The sequence below is a fragment of the Vibrio sp. VB16 genome (genome assembly GCF_015594925.2).
In the GTDB taxonomy this organism is placed as follows: Bacteria; Pseudomonadota; Gammaproteobacteria; order Enterobacterales; family Vibrionaceae; genus Vibrio.
Genome location: NZ_CP087591.1, coordinates 677,393 through 703,519 on the forward strand (window position 1 = coordinate 677,393; position 26,127 = coordinate 703,519).

Sequence of the window (26,127 nt, forward strand, 5' to 3'; positions counted from 1 at the left end):
TTATCTACCCCCTAATACGACACGTTGTAGCTCTTTAAGCATCATCATACTTGAGGTTGCACCTGGATCTTGATGGCCAATGCTTCGCTCACCAAGGTAACTTGCGCGTCCTTTTCTCGCTTGCATTGCGATTGTACTGTGGACCCCTTCTTCTGCCGCTTTAACCGCGTTCTCGAGTATCACTTCAACACTCTGTTCAAGCGACAATCCATTCTCACAGGATTCAGCCACTGGCAACCAAACATCACACATTGTTTTGTCACCTTTTACTGCTTTACCTCGAGAAACAACACCCTCTACACCCGCCCTTAACATTGCCGCTAAGTCTTCACTATTTAGGGAGTCTTTAGCATCAACTACGGCCGCCGCTCTGATAAAAAAAGTACCGTATAGCGGACCACTTGCTCCACCAACACTCGACATAAGTGTCATTCCGGTCGTTTTCAGGATCGTCCCAATACTTTGTTTCTCCATTGTGGGTACTTTTTCTGCGACTCGCACAAAACCTCTGTTCATATTGAGGCCATGATCGGCATCTCCAATATCCGCATCTAACTGAGTTAGATAGTCTCGTTCTCGAATAAAAAGTTCCGAACATTGACTTAGCCATATTAAAATTTGTTTTTTTTCAATCGTCATATTAATTTCCTTAACAACCCCAGCGCAGAGCAGGTGTGTTCACAGGTTCACTCCATAATTCAAGCATCTCACTGTCTGCTTGTATCAACGTAATAGAAAAACCTTCCATATTGAGAGAAGTGCAATAATCACCTATTAGATTATGTGCAATTTTATAGCCCGCTGCTTCGCAATGTTCATGAACCTTGCGATACGCACCAAATAGCTCAGAGCTTGGTGTTCCACCTAATCCATTTACCATCACAATCAAATCGCAACCTGGTTTGAATTCATCCGTCGTCGTCTCTTCACTAACCCATTCACCACGTACTCGGTCCCAACGATTGAGTGTTCTGGTATAAGGTGGACAATCGATGAGTTCAGCAAACATTTGCTGAGTCAAACTGTCTAGATCTGTGTATTCACGACGTTCAATTCCTGGCTCACCATGAATACCTACTCCGAATTCAACTTCATTATCATCTAAGACAAAGGATGGTTTACCAGCTGCTGGCACAACACATGCTGAAAGAGCAACACCAAAAGATCGTGCGTTATTATTGATTCGCACCGCTAATTTTTCACATTCATCAAGGCTGTAGCCTTTCTCTACTGCCGCTCCGACCATTTTTTCTATCAGAACAGTGGCTCCAACACCACGTCGGCCAGCCGTGTATAAGCTGTCTTTTACTGCCACGTCATCATCAATGATGACAGAACCTACAGCAACATTATCCGCATGCAATAGCTCAACAGCTGTTTCAAAGTTTAATACATCACCTGTATAGTTTTTTACTAAAAATAATACGCCATTTCCACCATCAACTTTCTTTCCACAGTCATACATTTGGTCCGGTGTTGGAGAGGTAAATACTTCGCCGGGACAGGCAGCCGTTAACATACCCTTTCCAATAAATCCCGCGTGCATTGGTTCATGGCCATTACCACCACCGGAAAGAAGCGCAACTTTTCCCTGATTATCCTCACGCCACACATATCGAGGGTCATATGACACTTTTAACTCTGGATGAGCAGCAATTAACCCTTCCAGTTGTTCTGTTACTACATCTTCCACTTTATTGATAAGTTTTTTCATCGATATACCATTTTTATTCAGGTTGATTGCGACTATTCAAGTCCGTTAATCCAATAATTCTAGGGTTAGTATGTGTGTATTTTAAAATGGCGCAACACGGTAACTTTTCGTTTCAAATTGAAACGCAAGTGAAGATGTTTCTTTTCATCTTGGAACAAGAATTACTACTCAATAAGAGAATGTGACTTTGGTCATAATATCAATCTCCCAATAGCTTAGTTAAAGATACTTTGTGCTGTTCTTCATGAATGTAGCACTGACTCAGCATCTCTTCGTTACCTTTTATCTACCCCGCTTTATTGTAGCTATCACAAGATATAGAGAGTTAAGCAGGTAAAATCTTAGCTTTTCTGAATGGTTCAAACCAAGAACGCACAAGAGAGAATAACTATGGATAAAATCATTATTTCACCAAGTAAATATGTTCAAGGTGCCAATGTATTAAATAGCATTGGTGACTATGTTAAACCGCTAGGCACTAACGTTCTGGCTATTGCTGACAGTTTTGTCACCAAACTCGTTGGCGATACAGTGTCAAAAAGTTGCACAAGCTCAGGCGTCGAATTACAAATGTTTGAATTCGTCGGCGAATGCAGTCGTCCCGAAATTGAGCGTCTAATGACGGTTGCTGAAAATATAGGTGCTGAGGCAATTGTTGGTATTGGTGGTGGTAAAACACTTGATACCGCTAAGGCCATCGCTTTCTATTCTAAAATACCAGTCATTGTTGTTCCGACCATAGCTTCAACGGACGCACCGACAAGTGCGCTCGCCGTTATCTATACGCCTGAAGGTGAATTCTCAGAATATTTGATGATTCCAACTAACCCTAATATGGTTATTATGGATACTCAAATTATCGCAGCGGCACCTACCCGTTTGCTTGTTTCTGGTATGGGTGATGCTCTGTCTACTTATTTTGAAGCACGTGCAAACGGTATCTCAGGAAAATCGACAATGGCAGGGGGGGCACCAACACGTGCCGCTCAAGCACTGGCAAAACTTTGTTATGAAACATTGATCGAAGATGGCCTTAAAGCAAAAATTGCCTGTGATCAAAATCTATCGAATATCGCTGTAGAAAACATCATCGAAGCAAATACTTATCTTTCAGGTATTGGTTTTGAAAGTTCAGGTCTTGCAGCAGCGCACGCGATCCACAATGGTTTAACTAAACTAGAAGAGTGTCATCACTTGTATCACGGTGAAAAAGTCGCCTTTGGTACATTGACTCAATTAATTCTAGAAAATGCAGCAATGTCTGAAATAACTGAAGTATTGAATTTCTGTAAATCTGTTGGCCTTCCAACAAACCTAAAAGATATGGGTGTAACTGAAATCAATCGCGATAAGCTGATGGAAGTTGCTGAGGCTTCATGTGCAGAAGGTGAAACTATCCATAACATGCCATTTGAAGTAACACCAACGCTTGTATTGGCGGCTATGCTAACGGCGCACCAATTAGGCAGTTAGTTTCGAAGGTACATTAGTATTTTGCCTATAAGCTAGGAGCATGAAGTGTTCTCCAATATTGTCCGTGTCATCTGGAGGCACTTCATATCGATTAAGCGAAAACGGCGAAGACGCTATTTAAATGACATTGCCGAGGGTAACTGCAATTCTAATGACGCTATGGCGAATTTTAACATGGCACCTAATTAAGAGTTAAGTTAAGTCACCTCAGATCATCGCCGCAAATTAACACTATGCAGAGCTTTATTATAATACAGTACGCTCTTATCATTTCGCGCCACGAATAGCCAAAATTGAGATTTGTTTGCTAAACTCATAGGCGACCATGTTATGACCATTGGATTGTTATGAAACTCATCACTGCTGTAATTCTTACCTTTTTCTGCATTTCTGTCGCTTACGCTAATGAAAATGTACATGTAGCGTTTTCGACATCACAGTCCGTTGCTGAAGAGCAAGCAATGCAAGACATAAAGGTGAGCGGGGTAAGTGATACTATTGTCGATTTATCAAACAAATGGTTTCCTTTCAACAACACATTATTCATTCAGTTTGGTGCTAGCGAAGGACCACTTTACGACCCAGAAAAGCACACTGTATTTATTCCCTATCGCTTCTATATTGAATCACGCCACTACTTCGAAAAGAATGATTACGAAAAGAAGCTCGGGAAATCGGCCAAAGATGGCGCACTAGACACATTGTTACATACACTTTTACATGAAGCTGGCCATGCCTTTATCGCAGATAACCATATTCCTGTGCTGGGCAAAGAAGAAGATGCCGTTGATAACTTTGCATCAATCATACTATTAAATTACGTCGATTTAGGCGACGATATAGCCATCAGCGCTGCCGATATGTTTGCCTTTGAATCCGATGACAGACCTGACTACTATGAGTTTGGTGAATATATCGACGAACACAGCTTTGACTTACAGCGCTACTTTTCAACCTTATGTTTAGTGTATGGAAGTAATCCAGATAAATATAATTATTTGTTGGATGAAGTAGAACAAGATTACCTAAAAGACCGCAAGGAATACTGTATCTATAACTTCGATGCCATGACGCAGAACTGGTTGGTTTATTTAGGGATGAATGAAAACCAATAATCAGGATGTATCATCGAATTACATCTAGATAAAATAACCTGACGTGGGCTTAACGTTGACGCTTTGTGAGTGACCTTGCTCAGGTCTCAGCTACCTTCTCATTACTCAACTGCTTTGTGAATTCATGACAAGCTTGTGGATACCCAAGTAGATAGCCCTGAAACGCCTTACAGCCAAGCTTGGTCAGCAAATCTAGCTGTTCTTGAGTCTCCACACCCTCAGCAATAACACCCAACTGTAGGTTCTTCGCCATTGTTATTACCACTTCGACAATAGACGTTGTATCAGAACCGTCGGTTAAGCCAGAAACAAAAGATCGATCTATCTTAAGTTCATCAAGCGGGAGTTCTTTTAGGTATTTTAACGACGAATAACCGGTACCAAAATCATCGATAGAGAAAGAAAGACCTTTGTTTTTTAACAACAGCATTTTGTTTTTAGCCAATTCAAAATTATTCAGCAGTAAATTTTCTGTTATCTCTAGAACAACGAGATCACCTGGCACTTGATACCGTTCAAGCAGGTTAATCACATAGATTACAAAATCAACTTGGAGGAAAAAGGTAGGACTTACGTTGATAGCCAGCTTTTCAAGATGTCCTATTACATCGTCATCCCTCCAATTCTTTAATTGCTTGATACTCTCTTCTAAGACCCATTTATCAATATCAATAATCAGTCCAGTTTCTTCCGCATGAGGAATGAATGCTTGTGGTGTCAGTAAGCCACGCTGAGGATGATTCCATCGAACGAGAACCTCTGCTCCGAAAATAACATCATTCGTATTAACCTGTGGCTGAACCCATATCTCAAACTGATTTCTATTGATGGCTTCGTAGATACCTTCTTCCAGGGCCAATAGATGTTGTGCGGCATACTGCATTTCTCTTTTGAAGAACTGTACGCCATTTCGACCCAATGATTTTGCTTTATACATGGCCGTATCTGCGCGGCGAAGAAGTTCGTGAGCATCTATGGCTTCGTCTGGAAAGAAAGCAACACCAATACTACCCGTTGTATGCAGCGTTATGTCTTCGAACTGCAATGGGTCGGAAATACGTGACAACAGACTGTTGGACATCTGTAACGCTTGCTCAGCGGCATATTCGGCGTTATCAGCAAGGTCCATCAGGCCAATAACAAACTCGTCACCACCAATCCTGCCACATAGCGCTTGGGTTCCAAAAATTTCCCGGATACGCGATGCAACTTCAATTAATACGCTATCACCAACCGAATGGCCGAGAGAATCGTTAATTTTCTTAAACTGGTCCAAATCGAAATAGAGCAAAGCACCATATCTATTATCATCTTTATGCCGTTCTATTTTACTCGCTATCTGTTCAGTAAAGAGCCTCCTATTGGCAAGCTGTGTCAACGAGTCATAATAAGCAAGCTCATGAATTTTTTCTTGTGCTAACTTTTTCTCTGTGATGTCTCGAGCATTCACCATGACGAATGCTTCACCATCAATGACTATAGCGGTAGCTCTGCACTCTAAATACACGCTTTTCTGCTCTTGGAGAATGTTAGACACTATAGTATCTTCATACCCATGAACTTCTTTGGCGATCACTTTTTTGAATATGGTTTCCAACTCACAGTCTGAATAGGTTCGACTAAAATCGGCCAAGCTTTTACCGATCAATTCAGATGAGGTTTGACCTGTTAATTTTTCAGCTAAATTATTGACCAAATGGATAGTTGAGCCGTGATGGCACAAGAACATTGCATCACTAGAATTTTCCATCAACATTCGTGAAAAACGTTCACTTTTTTTTACGTTATCTAACATCTCAATAAGTTTTAAAGAGGTTGACTGATTTTCTTGCCACTCTTTACTAAACCGATCTACTAATATCCCCAATTCATCATCTCTGGTATATGGAAGAGAAGAGATGCTTTGAGCTTTATTTAAATTATTAACCCAATGAGCTATACGAATGACTGGTTTGGAAATATAGGTATAACTAAGCGTGACAAGAATGGCCGTCAATAGAACAGTAAATAGCAGAGAAACTCCAAAGTTAACCATCAGTTTCTTTATCAGGTCATTGGCTAATACCGATTCATCAATGACAATCGTTAATATTGCGTGTCTCGTCTCATTTGAACCGACGATTATTTTATAAATTTGCTCGGAAGGAATGTTGACCAATTCAGACACGAAACGAAGAGAGGTCGTCATTGGATAGGTATCCTCGCGCGTCTGTTCGCCTAACACATCTTTGAAATCATCTAAAAGCAAAGCACGCTTTATTAGAGGCTGTCGTATTAGCGAGGTCAATATTTCGTTGGCTTGCGTTTCATCTAATATGTAAGCAGCGCGACCAAGCGTATCTCTATGTAAATCAACTGAACGAGCGATCGTTTCAGTTTGTATAACTCTATCTTGTTGTAAACCAAGGTAAATCTGCGCGGCAGAAGATAACGCTCCACAACATAGAGATGCAACGAGAACGTATATAGCTTGTCTGACGGAAATACTTAGTTTCAAATTCTTGTTGTTCCTTAAAATCCCAGTTAGAAGTACTTCGCTTGAATGTCTTTATACGTGCCATTTTGCTTAATTATTTTTAAACCACGATTAAATTCATCTAAGATGTCATCACTGTGTGGATAGCCCTTGCTAATACACAAATGAAGTTTATTCGAAGTGACATCCTCCAGATACGTCGCTTTAATATTATCTACTTCTCCCATGTTTTTTGCGTCATGCATCGCAGGAATTTCAGGTCCGTATAAAATGTCGACACCGCGATGTAACACATTAACCAACCCAGAACGAATATCGTTAGAGTTTACATAGTCAATCTTATTCATACGCAATTGATTCGCAGTCCCCCAACTGGAGACCGTCGTCACACTGTAATTCTTAAAATTGTCGAGGTGCTTGATCTGACTTGTATCCATGCTTTTTAGAGTGATGGCAGCTTGTCGAGTTTCACTAATATATTCGCTAAATAACATATAGCTTTCCCTTCCCTTGCGCTTACTGCAAGAAAGTCCTCCAGCAATCTCCCCAGCTTGCATTGACTTCATAATTCGCTTCCAAGGAAGAGTTTCAAAGTCAACAAGTTGCCCACTCTCCTTAAAAGCAGCAGACACAACATCGACATCCATACCTGATATTTCATTTTTATCATTGATGATCATATAAGGAGGGTAATTGACCACATAAAAAACAAGCGCGTCTTTAGCCGAAACCGACATGCTTAACAGATAAAAACTCAAAAAAGCCAATCTATATATCAAGTGATTCACCGTAATAATTAAAATGATACTATTAAAATTGGCTCATATTTGCAGTAATTGCAATTATGGTATTCCAATATTAGGCATTTACCATCATATCGCTACAAGCTACCTCGTATTGTTAATTTTTCACTTCATTCCTTCCACCCTGACTAACAAATTGTTCACCGCATTAACAAAATGCTCACAGCACAATGAACAAACCGACAACACCCGTTACTATTCTCATTTTTAATCATTAATTATCAATTAGTTATAACAACACTATCATTTGGCATGAAATTGGCATGTTTATCAAAAATCAGCAAAACCTAATCGTCTGTACATTTTGGTTTGTTGTTGCATAGGAGTCGCTTCTCATTGCCTCACATCATGAAGTTCTTGTGCAGCGTCCAGTAGTATGAAGCTGAGAACTCAAATCTAGGAATACTGAAAAATTTAGATTTCACATATAAATACAAGGAATTTTCAATGTCAAAATTATTTTTTAATGAGCGTAAAACGCTAGTTAGTGATGCAATCGACGGCCTTATTTATAGTAACCAACATGATAATTTAACTCGATTAAACATAGACGAGCATATTCGTGTTGTCATCAGAAAAGACTGGGATAAGAGCAAGGTTGCGCTGATATCCGGCGGCGGTGCAGGGCATGAGCCAGCCCACGCAGGTTTTGTTGGGGAAGGTATGCTTACGGCTGCGGTATGCGGTGACGTTTTTGCCTCTCCAAGTGTTGAGGCAGTATTGAACGCTATTCTTTATGTCACCGGAGAAGCAGGTTGTTTACTGATAGTTAAAAACTACACAGGGGACAGATTAAACTTCGGCTTAGCGGCAGAGAAAGCGAAAAAATTAGGCTACAAAGTGGAAATGGTCATCGTCAACGATGACATCTCAATAAAAGACAGCAAACAGCCTAGAGGCATTGCAGGTACAGTATTTGTTCATAAAGTTGCTGGATATTACGCACAACAAGATGCCAGTTTAGAAGACGTTCGACGTCATGCAGAAAGTTGTAATGAAAACGTCAGCAGTATTGGTGTCGCCATTACTAGCTGTCATGTCCCGGGCGAAGAGAGTGAAGATCGCGTTCCTCCGCATAAGGCGGAACTGGGGTTAGGCATTCATGGTGAACCTGGCATTGCTATCATAGATATAGATCACTGCAATACGGTTGTTGAAGTATTAGCTGAAAAACTATTAGAAAAAACCAATAATCAAAAACACGCACTGTTGTTAAATAACTTAGGCGGAACCTCTCCTTTAGAAATGAGCTTGCTGACGAAAGATGTAGTGGAATCATCTTTGGGCAAAAGCATGCAGTATCTATTTGGGCCAAAACCTTTCGTTACTGCAATCGATATGAAAGGCTTTTCACTATCTTGCGTCGTCCTGACCGATGACATAGAGAAGGCATTATTGGCGCCAGTGTCGGTAGAATCTTGGTCCCACGGAATGACCGTTAATGAATGCGCACCTATTACCATAGAAAAAGTATCAAACAGTGTTGAGTTTACCCCTTCTCAGTCCGCTGGTGTTGAATCCATTGTTGGACAAATCTGCGACACCATCATTGAACTGAAGTCGGAATTAAACCGTCTTGATGCCCTTGTAGGTGACGGCGATACAGGATCGACTTTCTCGTCTGGTGCATTGAAAGTACAACAAGAACTAAACAATAAGAACTTACCTTTAGCCGATGTTCAAAAACTGCTAGAGCTTGTTGGTGAGCACCTTGCTATGTCTATGGGTGGTTCAAGCGGTATCTTACTTTCCATCTTCTTCACCGCAGCCGGCACTCATTTTGGTAAACATCAAGATTTACCAGAAGCATTGCTTAGTGGCCTAGAGCAAATGAAGTTCTTTGGTGGCGCAAAAGTTGGCGACCGTACCATGATTGATGCATTAGAACCCGCACTATTAGCGTTAAGAGATGAAAACATTTCTTCTGCAGTTGAAGCTGCAAAAGTAGGTGCAGATAGCACTGCGCAAATGTTAGAAGCAAAAGCAGGCCGTTCAGCATACCTCAACAGTGAAAGCCTTCGTGGTGTTAAAGACCCGGGTGCCGTTGCGGTAGAAAACGTATTTGCAATATTTAAATAACACGATCTTTTTTACTGTTAAGCCAAATTGATCGAACACTTTTTTAATAAGGAAAAAATCCATGGATAAGATTATCATTTCTCCAAGCAAATATGTTCAAGGCGAAAACGCACTTGCTAGCATCGGCGATTATGTTAAACCACTTGGGCAAAAAGCCTTAGCAATTGCAGATGATTTCGTAACAGGGCTTGTGGGCGAGCAAGTAACCGCAAGCTTTGCCCAATCAGAGGGTGAGTTGGTACTAGAGAAGTTTAATGGCGAATGTAGCCGCGTAGAAATTGATCGCCTAATTGCACTAGCAAAAAGCAACGAGTCTCAAGTTATCATCGGTATCGGTGGTGGTAAGACTTTAGATACAGCTAAATCCATCGCTTTTTACTGCGATGTACCTGTCGTTGTTGTACCGACAATTGCCTCTACAGATGCACCAACGAGCGCATTAGCGGTTATCTACACGCCAGAAGGTGAGTTCAGTGAGTACTTGATGATTCCACGTAACCCTAACATGGTTATTATGGACAGCAAGATAATCGCCGCGGCTCCAGTTAGATTGTTAGTCTCAGGTATGGGTGATGCTCTATCCACCTATTTTGAAGCTCGTGCCAATGCACGTTCTGGTGGTCAAACAATGGCAGGTGGTGCACCTACACGTGCAGCTCAAACCCTTGCAAAACTGTGTTACGACACACTCATCGAAGATGGTGTAAAAGCCAAATTATCAGCCGAAAATGGACTGACTTCACCAGCCGTTGAAAATATCATTGAGGCCAATACCTATCTCAGTGGAATCGGTTTTGAAAGTAGTGGACTGGCTGCTGCTCACGCGATTCACAATGGCTTAACCAAGTTAGAAGAGTGTCATCACCTATACCATGGTGAGAAAGTGGCATTTGGAACCTTGGTTCACCTCGTTTTAGAGAATGCGCCAATGGCAGAAATTCAGGAAGTATTAGCATTCTGTAAATCTGTTGGTCTACCAACCAATCTACATATGATGGGCGTTAAAGAGCTTAATCTTGATAAGTTATTAGAAGTCGCTCAGGCTTCATGTGCAGAAGGTGAAACCATCCACAATATGCCATTCGAGGTGACCGCCGCTTCCGTACTATCCGCTATCTTAACGGCGCATGAAATGGGCAAGTAAAAACTAATTAAGTCCAAAACCGGCCTCTTCACTTCACTGGGCCGGTTTTTTTTACTTTTCTTATAGCGTATGACTCTTTCATTAACTGGATGCGTTTTAATCATCGCTATCGATAGGCAATGTTTCTGATTTTTGCTAATAAATATTATCTATTGAGACACGAAGACCTTGTTGGTTAAACAAGTGACTACGACGCGAAGAGCCGAATATTGTAATAATGTCACCAACGTTAACCGTTAGTATTTCCCCCCCTTTAACGATGACCTCTCGATCATCAAAATACACGTACAAGTAACTTTCACTGCCTAATAATTCGACCGCGAATAGCTTAGCATCAAAAGAGAAGTCAGCATTTTCGAGCGATAATGACAGATACTCAGGACGGATACCAAGCAACAATTTTTCGTGATTACGAGCCATTTGAGTACATTGAAATGACAACTCACTGCCCTCACACAGTATTGTGGTCTCTCCCTCTTTGTTGTTTTCTATTGTTGTCACGGGAATAAAGTTCATCGCTGGCATACCAATGAAACTCGCAACAAAACGGTTGCTTGGGTTATGAAATATCTCTAGTGGTGTACCTTGCTGCTCGATTTTACCTTGGTTTAATATCACGATACGATCCGCCAGCGTCATTGCTTCTGTTTGGTCATGCGTAACATAGACCATGGTAGCTTGAAGTTTTTGTTTAAGCTTAATCAGCTCAAGTCTCATTCCTACACGTAGCGCTGCATCCAAATTTGACAATGGTTCGTCGAGCAAAAACAGTTTTGGATTACGACTTATTGCGCGCCCTATTGCCACACGCTGACGCTGACCACCGGATAGTTCTCTGGGTTTTCGATCTAATAAATGCGTAATTTGTAATGTATCTGAGGTAGTACGCACGCGTTTTTTAATCTCCTTTTTATCCATGCCCGCAATCTCAAGACCAAAGCCGATGTTACGTTCCACGGTCATATGTGGGTATAGCGCATACGACTGAAATACCATCGCGATAGCGCGGTCTGCTGGTTCAGCATCGGTGACGTTTTCATTATCTATCAACACACTGCCACTGGTGACTTTTTCGAGACCGGCAATGATCCTAAGCAATGTTGATTTTCCACAGCCAGATGGGCCGACTAGCACGCAAAACTCACCATCTTGTACACTAAGATCTAACGGTAAGATCACTTTAGTATCGCGGAAACTTTTACTCACATTAATTAGACTGAGGTTCGCCATTGTGTGCTCCATTTTCTATATTGTCTTTTGTCTCAATAGGACAAATTCAACATGTGCCGTTTGACTTTAAAAAGGTTCGATATAATTGCCACTGCTTCCGATATTCATCGCTAACTGGACGTAGGTCAGCCGTTTTTATTTCTTTACAAGGCAACACAACATGAGTGGTTGCTATCTGTGAATCAGCGGCAAGCAAAGCAGCACCAATTGCACTGGCATCGAGCTCATCTATTCTGTAGCACTTATGTCCCGTGGTGCTGGAAATAATCGCTAGTAAAGCGTCGATATGCGCACCGCCGCCAGAAAATATCAATCTATCCACAGAGATATTGAGCTGCTGCGCTTGACGAATGATGTGACAAAATTCAAGTGCCATTCCGTTGAATAGTGCTCGGATAAGATCGGCCAACTCTGTACTTGCTGACTCATTAAACCAAGCAGCACGCACATCATGAGTAGGTTCTGGCGATCCAATACCCGCCATAAAAGGCATAAAATAGACGTTTGAACTCTGCTCCAGAGTCGTCAGTGAATGAGCCTGAAATGTTTGTTTCGACAAATTATGTAATCGCATAAACCAGTCGAGAGTGCTACCAAGTGATGGAATAGTGCCAATGATTTGCTGCTTGTCATCAAATCCAATCGGAAACCAATGAAAGTCGCCTCTCCATACGTTCGGAAACGCCTGTTTATCGAGATTAAAAGACAATACACCCGACGTGCCCAGAGAGACGGAAACCACACCCTCTTGGTGACCTCCGACAGCACGAGCAGCGGTGGCTTGATCACCAGCACCGACGATAAGAGGGACCTTTCCGCTTTGTTTACCATAACTGGCGAGGTCGAGAAACCCTGCTTCTGTCCGCGCGTCTACTACAGTGGGCAGAGCGGACGAGGGTAATTTGGCCATTTCGATAATATCTGATTGCCACTGTTCATTTTCTGGGTCGAAACATTGAGTCCCTGCGGCTTCATTGCTGTCGATAACAAACGGTGCATTAGGATCTAGCGCTGCACGTATGATGTCTTTGGCGCAGTATAATCGAGACACTTTGTCAGGCAGTTGAGGGTCTTGTTCTACCGCCCACAGCCATTTGGCTAACGTAAAGTCGGGTAAAGGTATGTTGCCTGTCCTCTCAAGCCACTGGCTACGAGATAAATCTAAGTTGTTTAAAACCTGAAAGCCGTCCATGTCGAGCCAAAGCTTAACTGGAGCAATCGAGTTGTTGTCTTGATTTACAGCCAAAAAGGTGTGCATTTGCCCTGTAAACCCAATAGCATCTGGGATGCGTATCTGCAGTAATTGCGCCAAAAGCTGATGAGCAACCGCCAACCATTTCTCAGGATCGCGTTCCGGTGTCCCCGATTCGTTATAGGGACAACCATGGCTATACAATACTCTGCATTGATCGTTTGCGATCTCGATTAACACCGCTTTCATTGATGAGGTGCCCACATCCAAACCTGCAAAAATTCGTTTCTCTTTCATGGTTGTTATCCTTTCACTGCGCCTGCTGTAAGCCCACGGACAAATGCCTTCTGAACGAAGACGTAAAGAAAAATGAGGGGGATAGCAATAATGGCCAATATGGCGAACAATGCACCGGGATTTGCCATATAAAAGCCCGAATATTGCATAGGGATTATAGTGAGCGTTTTCATTTCTGATTCCGTCATAATAACTAACGCGAGAAAAAACTCGTTCCATGTCACGATGAACTGCCAAATGGCCACAAAAACTAATGCAGGGCGCACCATAGGCAATGCAATATGCCAATAAACCTGAAAAGCATTACATCCATCTACTTTCGCGGCATCAAACAACTCTTTAGGTGAATCTTCAAAAAACGCTTTGAGTACCACAACCGAAAATGGCACGCCTAATGCGATATAAGGCAATATCAAACCTAGGTAACGGTTCACCCAATCAAAGTTTTTTAAAAGAATCGCCAACGGCAGGACTAGTGACGCAATAGGCACCATCAATGTCGTCAACAATATTGCATACAGTACCAATGAGCCCGGCAATTTTAATACCGAAATAGCAAACGCGAACAATGATGAAAGCACGATAACTGCTAGCACGGTCATCACAGTGACGACGATGCTGTTAATGAAAAACACATGCAGTGGGTTGTCTATTATCACGGTAACAAAGTTGTCCCAAGTGATTGGCCACACAAATAAGCTTGGATCAAAAACTTGCGCAGGCGTTCTTAGTGCCATGGTAAACATGTAAATTTCAGGGATCATCCAGATCATCAACAACACCAAAAGCACAGCATGAATGACGATGCTTTTTCTATTTTCTTTGTTTAACCATTGCTTCATGGGGTATTCCTTTTATTGTCGCTGTCAAATTGGCCGCCCAAATAAACGATCTGCAGGACAGATAAAATGAAAGCGATCAACAAGACAATGACGGACAATGCCGCGCCAACACCTAAGTCACCAATAACAAAAGACTGTTTGAAAATATAGGTACCAAATATCTCACTGGCACGGTTTGGTCCACCATTGGTCATAAGAAACACCACGGGAAACGTTTGCAAGGTGCCGATAATGCCGAGCATTAATAATGACTTGGTCGAAGATGACAACATAGGGATGATGATGGAAACAGCCATCCTCAACCCTTTCGCGCCGTCGACTCTTGCTGCATCTAAGATCTCTCTTGGTAAGTTACTCAACCCGGCGATATACATCAGCATGGAAAAGCCAGTCCACTGCCAAATATTGACCACGATTAAGGCGAAGATCGTATATTGAGGGTCGCCCAACGGCGAGTTGGCTAATTCAATACCAAATAATTTTAGATACTCTTGTCCTATCCCATAATAGGGGGCGTAGATTTGAATCCAAATGAGACTGACTACAGAGACCGATGTCACTACGGGAATAAAGAATAAGGTGCGAAAAAAAGTACGCCATCTTTCGGTATAAAACTCAACATAATAGGCAATTACGCCACCTATGAGCATCTGAACTGGAATGGTGATTGCCGCCCACAGGAACATGTTTCTCATCACAACCCAAAAAACAGGGTCAGTAATAACCGTTAGGTAATGTTGTAGACCTACAAAGTTTCCTAATGCTACAGATTCACCGTCAAAGGTACTATTTGTGACTACCCATGCAATTGGGTAGGCAATGAAAACCATAAATATTACTGTTGCGGGTACCAAAAACAAATAGCGACCAAATTGGCGTAATATTGAGCGTTTTCTAACATAAGAGACATTCATGTCCAAAGGTGTGGAATTCATCGATACGTCACCTTGAGTTGGTCTTCTTGATGCACCATCAGTCGTTATTGATAAGAATAAATAAGCGGGCTTTTGACGATGCCTAAATTATCGAACCTTTTCTAATGATGATTGCCACTGCACGTCATTGCTCAGTGGCAAATCATTCACTCATTCTAGTTACCTTGTTACTTTGTCAGCTCTTTATCTGTTGCAACTTGCATTTTTTCCATTGCATCAACTGGCGTAAGGCTACCCGCGGCGACACCTGCCAATGCGTTCTCTAATGCATCCGATATACTTGGATTAGCGAACCTTTGATTCTCCGCTACGGCTAAATCGTTCATAAAGCGAACTGAAAGTGACTGAACATGTGCACTAATCTCTCCCTTCGGCGTGTGGCCGACGAATGCGGGAAGATCGTTAAGATCATTGAGTGCTTGTTGTAATGCTACACCATTAACCAATGAGGCAAGGAACTTCCAAGCTGCTGGATTATTTTTGCCATTCGCCGTCAATCCATATCCAATATCAATACCACCAACGGGTGGCGACGCTCGGTCTGAGTCTGGCATTGCAGGTAGGTGGAAGAAATCAAAACCGTCCATGTTTTGAACATATTTCGACAATGGAGGTGGGAATTTACTTTCCTGCATCCACCACGACCCTAACGCCATCATACCGACTTTGCCTTGTGCAAAAAGCTGCGCTCCGGTTGGATACGCATGTGCGCCCAACGCCCCTTTTTGAAATACACCATCATCAAACAGTTTCTTCCACGCGGCCATTGCTTTAACCAACTCAGGATCATTCCACTTCGCTTGTCCATATTGGGCCTTTTCGACCAATCCCGGCGAGTATTGATTGGCAAGCATCAAGAACACATTGATATTTTGCCATCCATCCGCTGCGCCCTGAAACATTGGGATGTAACCCCCATCCGACAATTTTTTCGACGCTGATACTAATTGATTGTAGTTTTCAGGTGCACTTAGACCTAATTTATCGAAGATTTTTCGGTTATACCAAATTGCCAAAACCTGCGACTCTTGAGGCAAGATATAAAAATCTTCGTCCCCAGACGGATTTCCCATTTGCATCTGTTTGATGTTAATAGGGAATACGCCGTTCAACCAGTCATCGCCCCACTCTTTAGAAGCGAGACCATTTAGAGGGACTAAATGAGTCCGATAACGTTGCGTGAATGCACCGGGTTGCAAACCGATGACATCAGGTAAACCACCGGATACTGCTCCCGCTTTTAACGCGGTAATGTATTCTGGTGAATAGTTGTAATAGGTGTATTTAACGTCAATATCTGGGTTAGCTTCTTCAAAGGCTGCTATGGATTTTTGCATTGTTCCTTGTACAAACCATGACCAAACATTAACCGTTTCTTTCGCGAAACTCGACGTACTCAGTACCGCTATAAAGAGTGCGCACAAAGTTATTTTGCATCGACTTTTCATATTGCTGAACTCCATTTCCGTTTCAGCCACTGGCGCCTCATTTCGCATACTATAATGAACTGCCAGAGGGTAATTTTGTCAGTGTTCAAACCAGTACTGACAACCTGTTAACGAGCGGATCACCCGCTAATTCAAATGCTTCCATCAAAGCGTCTGGATGACCAGACTCACCAAATCGGTCTTCAATCCCAATTCGATGTAATAAGTGTGGGTGGTTATTCTTATCTAGTAGACTCCCTATTGAGTCGGCCAACCCACCATGAATGGAATGTTCTTCCACCACTGCGATTGGCCCTTGCCAAGATTTAATGGCGGCGGCTAATTCATTCGCCAATGGTTTTATGCACGTTATCGCCACAACTCGAGCATGGATACCTTGCTCTGCTAAACCATCCACCGCCTCCAGTACTTTAGCGGTCAGGGTACCTGTCGAAAAAATCGTCAGATCTTCGCCTTCTTTTAATACTCGGTAGGGGGGACTAGTAGAGTGAGGTTTGCTTTTGGGCGATAATAGTGTCGGAGAAGGAAAACGCGATAGACGCACGTATGTTGGCCCATCGTAAGCAAGGATTTCCTCTATCACCCAACTCAAATCATTTGCATCGATGGGTGAATACACTCGAATATTAGGAATGGAACGCATAATTGCAATGTCTTCCACTGCTTGCTGAGTCGCACCATCTTCTCCCAAATTAATACCGCCGTGAAAACCGAAGAATTTAACATTAAGTTTCGGATACGCCACTGACATTGCAATTTGATCACAAGCTCTGCGCGTTAAAAACGCCGCAAAAGTATTCACAAATGGTACGAATCCCATCGTTGCAAGGCCCGCAGATATACCAACCATGTTCTGCTCAGCAATACCAATATTGAGATGGCGTTTGGGGTATTTTTCTGCAAATGAAGCGGTTTTCGTTGATTTAGAAAGGTCCGCATCTAACAAGTAAACATCTTCATGTTTTTTCCCTACCGACATCACCGCCACTGCATAGGCATCCCTTAAAGAAACTAAGCCATATTGTTCAAAATCCGTTGATATACTCATGATGCTACCTCTTCGCAAGCTGCCAAATATTCCTCATCACTCAAGGCATGACTGTGCCAATCTACCTGATTTTCCATGAAGGAAACCCCAGCACCTTTCGTAGTATTTGCAACGATAAATCGCGGAACATCGCCATGTATCGGCGAGGTTGCCCACTGTATGGCCTCCACCATCTCAGCCATTGATTGACCATCTATCTCGATTACAGCCCAACCAAATGCTTCTAATTTCGGTCGATATGGGGTGAGGTCCTGTACTTCTGCAACGGTGCCATCGTTTTGAATTCCATTCGCATCCAATATCGTCACGAGATGCGATACACCGGCGGCCCCCGCATAGGCTATCGCTTCCCAGATTTGACCGCTGTTCATTTCGCCGTCCCCTACAATAACAAACGAAAAATTCTTGCTGCCTATTCGTTCTAAGGCAATGGCTTGCCCTATACCAACTGACAGCCCCTGTCCTAATGACCCTGTTGACATCTCAATTTCTCTGAGCCTTGAACGGTCGGGATGACCTTGCAATCTTGAACCAAGTTGACGCAAGGTTTGTAATTCTTCGACTGGCAACAATTCAACCAATGCAAGCACGGCATAAAGTGCAGGCACGGCGTGGCCCTTGGATAAAATGACATGGTCTCGGTCTCGTTTCTCTATCCACCCTCCTTGCGGTTTAATTCTGTCGCAATACAGCGCAACAAGCATTTCAATGCACGACATGCTACCGCCTGGATGGCCAGAACCGGCTGCATATATCTGATCAAAAACATATTTTCGAGCGAGCTTTGCTAGGGCTTTTAACTCATTAATTTGTACTTGTTCTGTCATGTTTTTTTCCTTTTCGTTTCTTTAAGGAGCTTTCCACGATCCAGTGCGCGGTTAACCTGATCGGTGACGACCATTCTTCCCGGTGAATCGACGACAAGGCACTGGTAAATAACTTCATTAAACATAATTTGCATCATTCGGTTCATGGCCGCATCCATGCCATATAACCCAGTCCCTGGTGGGGTAAGCACGGTGATATCGGCTAATTCGCTCAGTGAGGAGTCCGCTTTCGCTGTCACTATCAATAGCCTGCTGCCTCGCTCTTTAACGATCCGAGCGACTTCGACTATTTCACGCGTAACCCCAGAATAAGAAATGATGATGGCAAGATCGTTTTTACCCATTAGGGAGGCTTTAACCAGTTGGGTGTGAGAGTCCAGATCAAATTGGATCGACAGGCCAATTCGCAACAGTCGTTGGTAAAGATCCAACGCCGCAATGGCCGACTGCCCCACACCAAAAGTGATAATTTTGTTGGCTTGATTGATTTCTTTTAGCGTGTTGGCTAACACATCCGACTGTTCAAGAATGTCGGAAAATCGCAGAGCTCGAACTGAGCAGTTACTAAAAACTTTGTGGGCAATATCTAGCGGTGTGTCATCAACAGATAAGTTAGGACCACTATCTTGGCTGCTTTCAATTTGAGCTTTCATTGCTCGGCTGCTTTTCATGATGTCAGCGCGTAACTCACGTTGTCCAGAACACCCAAATCGTTTTGAAAGCCTGCCTATTGTTGCGCGGCTCGCCTTAGCACTTTGACAGATTTCATCTGTGTTTAAGGTCGCAAGTTGGTATTCCGATAAAGACAACAAGTATTCAACCAGTCGTCTTTCTGCTGGGCTCACTTTTGTATTTGTCAGTCTATGAATTATATTTTCATTTTGCATAGTAGAGTCCAACACAGGTTTTCCTTGTTAATTCTGACATTAAACATGAGTCACTTTAACTCATATTGATCATTTTTTAACCATGCGTGAACTATAGCGACTCATATTGGGTAGATCAACTGTACAATAAACAAACAACGTCTCAATTTTGATATTCATAGATAAAGAGTAATATGGCCAAAAATCGAGAATCATTCTTAAAATCGGCAAGCCATTGTTTGTTCTGTAAAAGAGTGGCATAAAACACGAAAACGAACGACCATATCAAGCTTTAGTTGATGGAGCCCTGCTTTATATGACAACAGAGTGGATAGAAGGCATTGTCTGATGTGACGGTGAGGTGGGTTTACTTTTCTTGCGCCGTTGTTCCTTTCATTTCTCGTCCATTGAATAAGCATCTTAAGGATGAATGAGTGATTTTTATCCATTACCATAGTATTAAAATGTAATTGAAAAAAAACCGGCCATTTATCAGGCCGGTTTTTATTAACACATCTTATTGATTAACCACCAATTAGATCTTTATAAGCAATCGTTTTACCTTGAGGTTTCTCGTTAGATAACTTCGCTTTTGGTGAACCAGGTTGGCTCAACCAAAACTCAGGATCTTTCTCAGGGTTAAGCTTAGGACCACATTCGCCCTGCGCTTTACTACGCTCTAAACGCTTCAATACTTTGTCTTGAGCCAGTGCTAGACCATCCATAGCTTGTTGCGGTGTTTTTTCACCACTAGCGGCTTCAGCAACATATTGCCACCATAATTGTGCAAGCTTCGGATAATCAGGAACATTGGTTCCTGTTGGTGTCCATTGCTCGCGAGCATCACTGCGATAAAATTCAACCAATCCACCAAGTTTCGGTGCCATGTCGGTCATCGCTTGTGAATTAAGGTCCGATTCACGAATAGGTGTTAGACCAACGATAGTCTTCTTCAACGAGAGCGTTTTTGAAGTTACAAATTGCGCATACAACCACGCGGCTTTACGATGATCAACAGGTGTTGAATTCAAGAAAGTCCACGCACCAGTATCTTGGTAACCCAGCTTCATTCCATCTTCCCAGTATGGGCCTCTTGGTGACGGAGCCATACGCCATTTTGGTGTGCCATCTTCATTTACAACAGGTAGGCCCGATTTAGTCATATCTGCAGTAAATGCGGTATACCAGAATATTTGTTGAGCGATACTGCCTTGAGCAGGTACGGGACCTGACTCACCAAAGGTCATGCCAGCAGCTTCAGGTGGCGCATATTTTTTCAACCATTCTACATACTTGGCCGTTGCGTATACGGCAGCTGGACCATTTGTAGCACCACCACGAGCGACGCTTGAACCAACCGGGTTACAACCTTCAACGCGAATCCCCCACTCATCAACAGGAATACCATTAGGAATACCCTTGTCGCCAGCACCAGCCATTGATAGCCATGAATCGGTAAAACGCCAACCTAAAGATGGATCTTTTTTACCGTAATCCATATGTCCATAAATACGTTTACCATCAATTTCTTTTACTTTTACAGAGAAGAACTCGGCAATATCTTCATAAGCAGACCAGTTTAGTGGCACACCTAGCTCGTAACCATAATCGTCTTTAAATTTCTTTTTAAGATCAGCGCGTTCAAACCAGTCAGCACGGAACCAATACAAGTTAGCAAACTGTTGATCCGGTAATTGGTAGATTTTTCCATCTGGTCCAGTAGTAAAGCTCAAACCAATAAAATCTTCTAAATCTAAGGTTGGAGAGGTGACAGCTTTACCTTCACCAGCGATAAAATCACTGATTGGTACCACTTTTCCGTAACGAAAGTGCGTACCGATTAAATCTGAGTCATTAACGTAGGCATCGTAAATATTACGACCTGATTGCATTTGAGTTTGAAGTTTTTCAACCACATCCCCTTCTTGAATCAAATCATGATTTACTTTAATACCAGTAATCTCGAAGAAAGCCTTCGCTAAAACTTTAGATTCATATTCGTGAGTTGTAAGGGTCTCAGAAGCAACATTAATCTCCATGCCACGAAAAGGTTTTGCAGCTTCAGTGAACCAACCCATCTCGTCCATTTGTTGCTTTTGACTTAATGTTGACGGTGTAAATTCTGTACCGATCCAATTCTCGGCAGCGTCACTATATTGGTCTGCTAGCGCCATGCTGCTACAACCTGCAATTAACATCGCGATGCTCAAACGGCCCAGTTTGAAAACTGATTTATTTTTATTAAACATTCGTTCTTCCTTTGTTATTTAAAGTGCACATTAACTATGTACTTACTATTGGCACAACCTAGTGCCAAACGCGTCCTTCTCTAAGACCCCTAAATTTCTTGTGTTTTCACCCCCATTTCATAACAATTAACAACCAGATTATTGCGACTACAAAAGGGATCCAAATCGACATTTCTGTAAACCCGACGAACCCTAGATGAATGTACGCAGCACTTAATAAGCTTATAAACAACCTATCTCCACGAGTAGTTTCGATAGGGAAAAACCCTTTTCTTGCAACACATGGGCGCATTACTTCCCAACAAGTCATCGCTATTAATATGCAGGCAATACCCGTATAAAATAGTGCTGAAGGCAATGTCCAAGCCATCCAATTCATATTTATCTCCTATACACGACCAAGAGCAAAGCCCTTCGCCACGTGATTTCTAACAAACCAAATAACCAACATGCCAGGTAAAATCGTTAAGACACCAGCCGCTGCTAGTACGCCCCAATCAATACCAGATGCACTCACAGTACGTGTCATAACAGCCGCAATGGGTTTTGCACTCACTGAAGTCAATGTTCTCGCTAGTAGCAACTCAATCCAGCTAAACATGAAGCAGAAAAATGCCGTTACTCCAATCCCTGAGCTGATTAAAGGGATAAATATTTTCATGAAAAATTTCGGAAAACTATAGCCATCGATATACGCTGTTTCGTCAATTTCACGCGGAACACCAGACATAAACCCTTCAAGAATCCATACGGCTAATGGCACGTTAAATAAGCAGTGTGCCAAGGCGACACCTATGTGCGTATCAAACAAACCCACAGAAGAATAAAGTTGAAAGAACGGTAATAAGAACACCGCTGGTGGTGCCATACGGTTGGTTAATAACCAGAAGAATAAATGGTTGTCACCAATAAAACGAAAGCGTGAAAATGCGTAAGCAGCAGGCAGGGCTACTATCAGACTAATCACCATATTCAGTGATACGTAGTAAATAGAGTTGATATAACCCATGTACCAACTAGCATCAGTGAAGATCGTTGTGTAGTTAGCAAAAGTAAAATCGTTAGGCCAAAATGTAAGGCCTCCTAAGATCTCTTGATTGCTCTTGAATGACATCATCAACAGCCAATAAAGGGGGAGTAGCAAAAATAATATATATAAGCTAAGGCCCAGTGTTTTTCTCTTGTTCATAATTGAATCCTTTGCGTTAATTATTTGCTATCGCCATGGGTCATAGCAGTATAGAAAAGCCAACTGACTAATAGGATTATCAAGAAATAGATAATAGAGAATGCACCAGCAGGTCCTATATCAAATTGTCCTACTGCCATTTTAGTCAATGCCTGGCTCAAGAAAGTGGTTGAGTTGCCTGGGCCACCACCTGTGAGTACGAAAGGTTCGGTATAAATCATAAAACTATCCATGAACCGGAGTAACACACCAATCAACAGAACACTTTTTAGTTTAGGAAGTTGGATATAACGGAAAACAGCCCAACTAGATGCTCGGTCAATACTCGCCGCTTGGTAATAGGCATCTGGGATAGCGCGTAAACCTGAATAAGCAAGCAACGCCACTAACGATGTCCAATGCCAGACATCCATCAGAAGTACCGTAAACCAAGCGTCCATAGGATTAGCGGCATAGTTATAATTCATGCCTATTTCATTTAGTGCCCAACCAAAGAGCCCTATATCTGCACGACCGAAGATTTGCCAAATCGTACCCACTACATTCAGAGGTACTAAAAGAGGTAAAGCCAATACCAGCAAAGTCACGACAGACCAGTTGCCAGATTTAGGCATCATTAAGGCCACTGCGATCCCAAGAGGAATTTCTATCAGTAACACGGCCCCGGAAAAGATAAACTGACGTACTAATGAATCCTGTAATCTAGGGTCACTCAAAATTTCTCGGTACCATTCGGTGCCAACGTAGATACGTGTGTTGACGTCAAAAATATCTTGAATCGAATAGTTGACCACAGTCATAAGCGGCACAACGGCACTAAACGCCACCAGCAGAACAACGGGTAGAACTAGGAACCATGCCTTGTTGGAACGAGATTTATTCATTATTTTCACCCTTAGAGACAAGAAACTCGTCGACATAAAGCATTAACCATTGATCTGGAAAGCTAATAAAAGCGTTACCTTCTGGAACAGGTTGGTCTTCTTGCAGGCGTGCTTTAATTAAAAGTCCATCTAGATTAAGGCTAACAATTTTATAGGTTCCGAGATCTTCAACAAATTCGACTTCGGCTTTGTAAGCTTCACCATTTGGTTTGTCCCAAACATGTATGAATTCCGGCCGGATACCTATCTTTAAGTTGTCTGAATCACACTTTTCCAACGCTTTCAGTTCTTGTTCGTTAAGGGTAAATATCTTTTCTCCAAAACAGACGCCTTCTTCACAACGCTTTACTTCTAGAAAATTCATACCTGGGCTACCGATGAAGTAGCCTACAAATGTATGGTTTGGTTTTTCAAACAACTCACGCGGCGTACCAAACTGAACAACCTGCCCTTCATACATCAAGGCTATTTTGTCTGCAAAAGTAGAAGCTTCAAGTTGGTCGTGGGTGACATACACCATAGTGGTATTGAACTGCTCGTGGATTTGCTTCAACTTTCGACGCAGTTTCCACTTTAATTGCGGATCGATAACCGTAAGAGGTTCATCAAACAAAATAGCCGACACATCATCACGTACCAAACCTCGGCCCATCGATACTTTCTGCTTCTCATCCGCGGTAAGGTTCGCGGCTTTTTTCTTCAGTACATCGGTTAGTTCAAGTATGGCTGCAATCTCGCCAACCTTGGATTGAATTTTTGCGTCGCTGGCCCCCATGTTGCGCAATGGAAATGCCAGATTGTCAAAAACAGACATGGTGTCGTAAACGACAGGAAACTGGAAAACCTGAGCAATGTTACGATCCTGCGGTGGAATATCATTGACCCTCACTCCGTCAAACAATACGTCGCCATCTGAAGGCTCCAGCAAACCAGAAATAATATTAAGCAAAGTAGATTTCCCACAACCTGACGGTCCAAGGAGAGCAAAAGCGCCGCCATCCTGCCATACGTGGTTCATCTCTCTAATTGCATATTCTGGTTCCGCTGCCGTCCTATCATAACTATGCGCTAAAGATTTTAGGTGGATTTCAGCCATGATAGTTACCCTCGATTCTGCGACTGGAAGCTTGGATTAATTGACCATCCATTTGAAATACATTGAGTTTATGGGTTGGCACATAAATCTTGATTTTTTCATCCACGTTATAGTTATGCACGCCAGATAAATGCAATACCATTTGAAAGTGCTCATTACGCACATGCAAGAATGTTTCGGAACCACTAATTTCTGCCACTTCTACTTGGACTGAAATTTCCAAATCATCATCATTTTTCGGTAACAAACTTAAATGACTCGGACGTATTCCAAATTGATACTCCCCCTCATCTAGAGACAGAAGCTCGGACGTCAACGGAAAGTGCACCGTGTTATCGAAGGTCACTTCGGCTTTGGTTATGTTGCCTGTAATCAAATTAATAGGCGGTTCATTGAATAAGGTTGCCGCAATAACATTGCACGGCGAGTGATAGGTTTTAGCCGTTGGGCCGCTCTGAATTATCTGCCCCTCATGAAGTATGGTCGTGGTACCACCCAACGCCAGAGCTTCGTTAGGCTCGGTCGTTGCGTAAACAGCGATGGTGTTACGCTCAGCGAATAAATTACGCATTTCTTGACGTAATTCCTCACGTAATTTGTAATCCAAATTAACCAAAGGTTCGTCAAATAAAATAATGTCGGCATCTTTCACCAACGCGCGAGCCATCGCAGTACGCTGCTGTTGACCACCCGAAAGTTCTAAAGGTAAGCGAGAAAGAAAAGGGGTGATGCGCAACATGTCAGAAATTTCCATCACTTTCTGTTTGATCGTGGCTTCCGACTCCTTAGCCAGTCGTAGCGGTGAGGCGATATTGTCGTACACCGTCATGCTTGGATAGTTTATGAATTGCTGATACACCATGGATACATTACGCTTCTGGACTGGAACACCAGTCATATCTACGCCATTCATCAATACACGACCCGAAGTCGGTTTATCCAATCCAGCTATCAGACGCATCAAGCTCGTTTTTCCAGACAATGTTCGACCAAGCAGTACATTAAATGATCCAGGCTCAAAACTGAGATTTGCCTGATTAATGTAATACTGACCGTCCACTATTTGTGTTACATTTTCCAATGTCAGGGACATACAGCGATAATCTCCATTTTGATTAACTGCAATGCAAAATTAATTTTCTGTTCAATTTTGCCAATTCCCTAGCTGTACTGCCAAATTCATGCCATATTTTAAAATCCAATCTAACCGTTTGTTATAA

General features: G+C 42.4%; 22 protein-coding genes. 4 read left to right on the plus strand and 18 right to left on the minus strand.

Annotation, left to right across the window (positions count from 1 at the left end):
* The gene (gene dhaL, locus IUZ65_RS19540) at window positions 1-639 is read right to left on the minus strand and encodes a dihydroxyacetone kinase subunit DhaL (RefSeq protein WP_195705694.1); all 639 of its coding nucleotides are present in this window, start codon (window positions 637-639) and stop codon (window positions 1-3) included.
* A 10-nt stretch (window positions 640-649) separates the two neighbouring features.
* Window positions 650-1,714, minus strand: coding sequence for a dihydroxyacetone kinase subunit DhaK (gene dhaK / locus IUZ65_RS19545; RefSeq protein ID WP_195705695.1), 1,065 nt, complete (start codon window positions 1,712-1,714; stop codon window positions 650-652).
* A gap of 390 nt (window positions 1,715-2,104) precedes the next feature.
* Between dhaK and IUZ65_RS19550 the strand changes: the two genes are divergently transcribed.
* A complete protein-coding gene (locus IUZ65_RS19550) occupies window positions 2,105-3,187 on the plus strand; it encodes a glycerol dehydrogenase (RefSeq protein WP_195705696.1) in 1,083 nt (360 codons plus the stop codon).
* A gap of 347 nt (window positions 3,188-3,534) precedes the next feature.
* A complete protein-coding gene (locus tag IUZ65_RS19555) occupies window positions 3,535-4,302 on the plus strand; it encodes a DUF4344 domain-containing metallopeptidase (protein ID WP_195705697.1) in 768 nt (255 codons plus the stop codon).
* Window positions 4,303-4,381: 79 nt separating this feature from the next.
* Here IUZ65_RS19555 and IUZ65_RS19560 read toward each other — a convergent pair whose 3' ends face one another.
* The gene (locus tag IUZ65_RS19560; RefSeq protein WP_195705698.1) at window positions 4,382-6,799 is read right to left on the minus strand and encodes an EAL domain-containing protein; all 2,418 of its coding nucleotides are present in this window, start codon (window positions 6,797-6,799) and stop codon (window positions 4,382-4,384) included.
* 26 nt (window positions 6,800-6,825) lie between these two features.
* The gene (locus IUZ65_RS19565) at window positions 6,826-7,557 is read right to left on the minus strand and encodes a substrate-binding periplasmic protein (protein ID WP_195705699.1); all 732 of its coding nucleotides are present in this window, start codon (window positions 7,555-7,557) and stop codon (window positions 6,826-6,828) included.
* Between the two features lie 471 nt (window positions 7,558-8,028).
* Between IUZ65_RS19565 and IUZ65_RS19570 the strand changes: the two genes are divergently transcribed.
* A complete protein-coding gene (locus IUZ65_RS19570) occupies window positions 8,029-9,660 on the plus strand; it encodes a dihydroxyacetone kinase subunit DhaK (protein ID WP_195705700.1) in 1,632 nt (543 codons plus the stop codon).
* A gap of 61 nt (window positions 9,661-9,721) precedes the next feature.
* Window positions 9,722-10,804: a glycerol dehydrogenase gene (locus IUZ65_RS19575; protein WP_195705701.1), complete on the plus strand. Its 1,083-nt coding sequence runs from the start codon at window positions 9,722-9,724 to the stop codon at window positions 10,802-10,804.
* Between the two features lie 135 nt (window positions 10,805-10,939).
* Here IUZ65_RS19575 and IUZ65_RS19580 read toward each other — a convergent pair whose 3' ends face one another.
* The 14 genes from IUZ65_RS19580 to IUZ65_RS19645 form a co-directional block, all read right to left on the minus strand.
* Complete coding sequence (locus IUZ65_RS19580) at window positions 10,940-12,034, minus strand: ABC transporter ATP-binding protein (protein ID WP_195705702.1); 1,095 nt, start codon at window positions 12,032-12,034, stop codon at window positions 10,940-10,942.
* A gap of 46 nt (window positions 12,035-12,080) precedes the next feature.
* Window positions 12,081-13,523 carry a xylulokinase gene (locus IUZ65_RS19585; protein ID WP_195705703.1) on the minus strand — a complete coding sequence of 481 codons (1,443 nt, stop codon included), beginning with the start codon at window positions 13,521-13,523 and terminating at the stop codon, window positions 12,081-12,083.
* A gap of 5 nt (window positions 13,524-13,528) precedes the next feature.
* The gene (locus IUZ65_RS19590; protein WP_195705704.1) at window positions 13,529-14,365 is read right to left on the minus strand and encodes a carbohydrate ABC transporter permease; all 837 of its coding nucleotides are present in this window, start codon (window positions 14,363-14,365) and stop codon (window positions 13,529-13,531) included.
* Window positions 14,362-15,300 (minus strand): carbohydrate ABC transporter permease, encoded by a 939-nt coding sequence (locus IUZ65_RS19595; RefSeq protein ID WP_195705705.1) that lies wholly within the window; start codon window positions 15,298-15,300, stop codon window positions 14,362-14,364. Before IUZ65_RS19595 ends, IUZ65_RS19590 begins: the two co-directional genes overlap by 4 nt.
* Before the next feature lie 167 nt (window positions 15,301-15,467).
* Window positions 15,468-16,748 carry an ABC transporter substrate-binding protein gene (locus tag IUZ65_RS19600; protein WP_195705706.1) on the minus strand — a complete coding sequence of 427 codons (1,281 nt, stop codon included), beginning with the start codon at window positions 16,746-16,748 and terminating at the stop codon, window positions 15,468-15,470.
* An 85-nt stretch (window positions 16,749-16,833) separates the two neighbouring features.
* Window positions 16,834-17,796, minus strand: a complete 963-nt coding sequence (locus tag IUZ65_RS19605; RefSeq protein ID WP_195705707.1) for a transketolase family protein — start codon at window positions 17,794-17,796, stop codon at window positions 16,834-16,836.
* Complete coding sequence (locus IUZ65_RS19610) at window positions 17,793-18,623, minus strand: transketolase (protein WP_195705708.1); 831 nt, start codon at window positions 18,621-18,623, stop codon at window positions 17,793-17,795. Before IUZ65_RS19610 ends, IUZ65_RS19605 begins: the two co-directional genes overlap by 4 nt.
* A complete protein-coding gene (locus tag IUZ65_RS19615) occupies window positions 18,620-19,510 on the minus strand; it encodes a MurR/RpiR family transcriptional regulator (RefSeq protein WP_195705709.1) in 891 nt (296 codons plus the stop codon). Before IUZ65_RS19615 ends, IUZ65_RS19610 begins: the two co-directional genes overlap by 4 nt.
* Before the next feature lie 503 nt (window positions 19,511-20,013).
* A complete protein-coding gene (locus IUZ65_RS19620) occupies window positions 20,014-21,687 on the minus strand; it encodes an ABC transporter substrate-binding protein (protein ID WP_229638323.1) in 1,674 nt (557 codons plus the stop codon).
* Window positions 21,688-21,844: 157 nt separating this feature from the next.
* Complete coding sequence (locus IUZ65_RS19625) at window positions 21,845-22,117, minus strand: DUF2160 domain-containing protein (protein ID WP_195705711.1); 273 nt, start codon at window positions 22,115-22,117, stop codon at window positions 21,845-21,847.
* 9 nt (window positions 22,118-22,126) lie between these two features.
* Window positions 22,127-22,927, minus strand: a complete 801-nt coding sequence (locus IUZ65_RS19630; protein WP_195705712.1) for a carbohydrate ABC transporter permease — start codon at window positions 22,925-22,927, stop codon at window positions 22,127-22,129.
* Between the two features lie 20 nt (window positions 22,928-22,947).
* Complete coding sequence (locus tag IUZ65_RS19635; protein ID WP_195705713.1) at window positions 22,948-23,811, minus strand: carbohydrate ABC transporter permease; 864 nt, start codon at window positions 23,809-23,811, stop codon at window positions 22,948-22,950.
* The gene (locus IUZ65_RS19640; protein WP_195705714.1) at window positions 23,804-24,907 is read right to left on the minus strand and encodes an ABC transporter ATP-binding protein; all 1,104 of its coding nucleotides are present in this window, start codon (window positions 24,905-24,907) and stop codon (window positions 23,804-23,806) included. Before IUZ65_RS19640 ends, IUZ65_RS19635 begins: the two co-directional genes overlap by 8 nt.
* Entirely contained in the window at window positions 24,900-26,000 is a 1,101-nt protein-coding gene (locus IUZ65_RS19645) for an ABC transporter ATP-binding protein (protein ID WP_195705715.1), read from the minus strand. The genes IUZ65_RS19640 and IUZ65_RS19645 overlap by 8 nt, the downstream gene beginning before the upstream one ends.
* Between the last annotated feature and the right edge of the window lie 127 nt (window positions 26,001-26,127).

Coding starts and splice junctions, on each gene's coding strand:
- dhaL (WP_195705694.1), bottom strand. CDS start 639: ATGACGATTGAAAAAAAACAAATTTTAATATGGCTAAGTCAATGTTCG.
- dhaK (WP_195705695.1), bottom strand. CDS start 1,714: ATGAAAAAACTTATCAATAAAGTGGAAGATGTAGTAACAGAACAACTG.
- IUZ65_RS19550 (WP_195705696.1), top strand. CDS start 2,105: ATGGATAAAATCATTATTTCACCAAGTAAATATGTTCAAGGTGCCAAT.
- IUZ65_RS19555 (WP_195705697.1), top strand. CDS start 3,535: ATGAAACTCATCACTGCTGTAATTCTTACCTTTTTCTGCATTTCTGTC.
- IUZ65_RS19570 (WP_195705700.1), top strand. CDS start 8,029: ATGTCAAAATTATTTTTTAATGAGCGTAAAACGCTAGTTAGTGATGCA.
- IUZ65_RS19575 (WP_195705701.1), top strand. CDS start 9,722: ATGGATAAGATTATCATTTCTCCAAGCAAATATGTTCAAGGCGAAAAC.
- IUZ65_RS19580 (WP_195705702.1), bottom strand. CDS start 12,034: ATGGCGAACCTCAGTCTAATTAATGTGAGTAAAAGTTTCCGCGATACT.
- IUZ65_RS19585 (WP_195705703.1), bottom strand. CDS start 13,523: ATGAAAGAGAAACGAATTTTTGCAGGTTTGGATGTGGGCACCTCATCA.
- IUZ65_RS19590 (WP_195705704.1), bottom strand. CDS start 14,365: ATGAAGCAATGGTTAAACAAAGAAAATAGAAAAAGCATCGTCATTCAT.
- IUZ65_RS19595 (WP_195705705.1), bottom strand. CDS start 15,300: ATGAATTCCACACCTTTGGACATGAATGTCTCTTATGTTAGAAAACGC.
- IUZ65_RS19600 (WP_195705706.1), bottom strand. CDS start 16,748: ATGAAAAGTCGATGCAAAATAACTTTGTGCGCACTCTTTATAGCGGTA.
- IUZ65_RS19605 (WP_195705707.1), bottom strand. CDS start 17,796: ATGAGTATATCAACGGATTTTGAACAATATGGCTTAGTTTCTTTAAGG.
- IUZ65_RS19610 (WP_195705708.1), bottom strand. CDS start 18,623: ATGACAGAACAAGTACAAATTAATGAGTTAAAAGCCCTAGCAAAGCTC.
- IUZ65_RS19615 (WP_195705709.1), bottom strand. CDS start 19,510: ATGCAAAATGAAAATATAATTCATAGACTGACAAATACAAAAGTGAGC.
- IUZ65_RS19620 (WP_229638323.1), bottom strand. CDS start 21,687: ATGTTAATTGCAGGTTGTAGCAGCATGGCGCTAGCAGACCAATATAGT.
- IUZ65_RS19625 (WP_195705711.1), bottom strand. CDS start 22,117: ATGAATTGGATGGCTTGGACATTGCCTTCAGCACTATTTTATACGGGT.
- IUZ65_RS19630 (WP_195705712.1), bottom strand. CDS start 22,927: ATGAACAAGAGAAAAACACTGGGCCTTAGCTTATATATATTATTTTTG.
- IUZ65_RS19635 (WP_195705713.1), bottom strand. CDS start 23,811: ATGAATAAATCTCGTTCCAACAAGGCATGGTTCCTAGTTCTACCCGTT.
- IUZ65_RS19640 (WP_195705714.1), bottom strand. CDS start 24,907: ATGGCTGAAATCCACCTAAAATCTTTAGCGCATAGTTATGATAGGACG.
- IUZ65_RS19645 (WP_195705715.1), bottom strand. CDS start 26,000: ATGTCCCTGACATTGGAAAATGTAACACAAATAGTGGACGGTCAGTAT.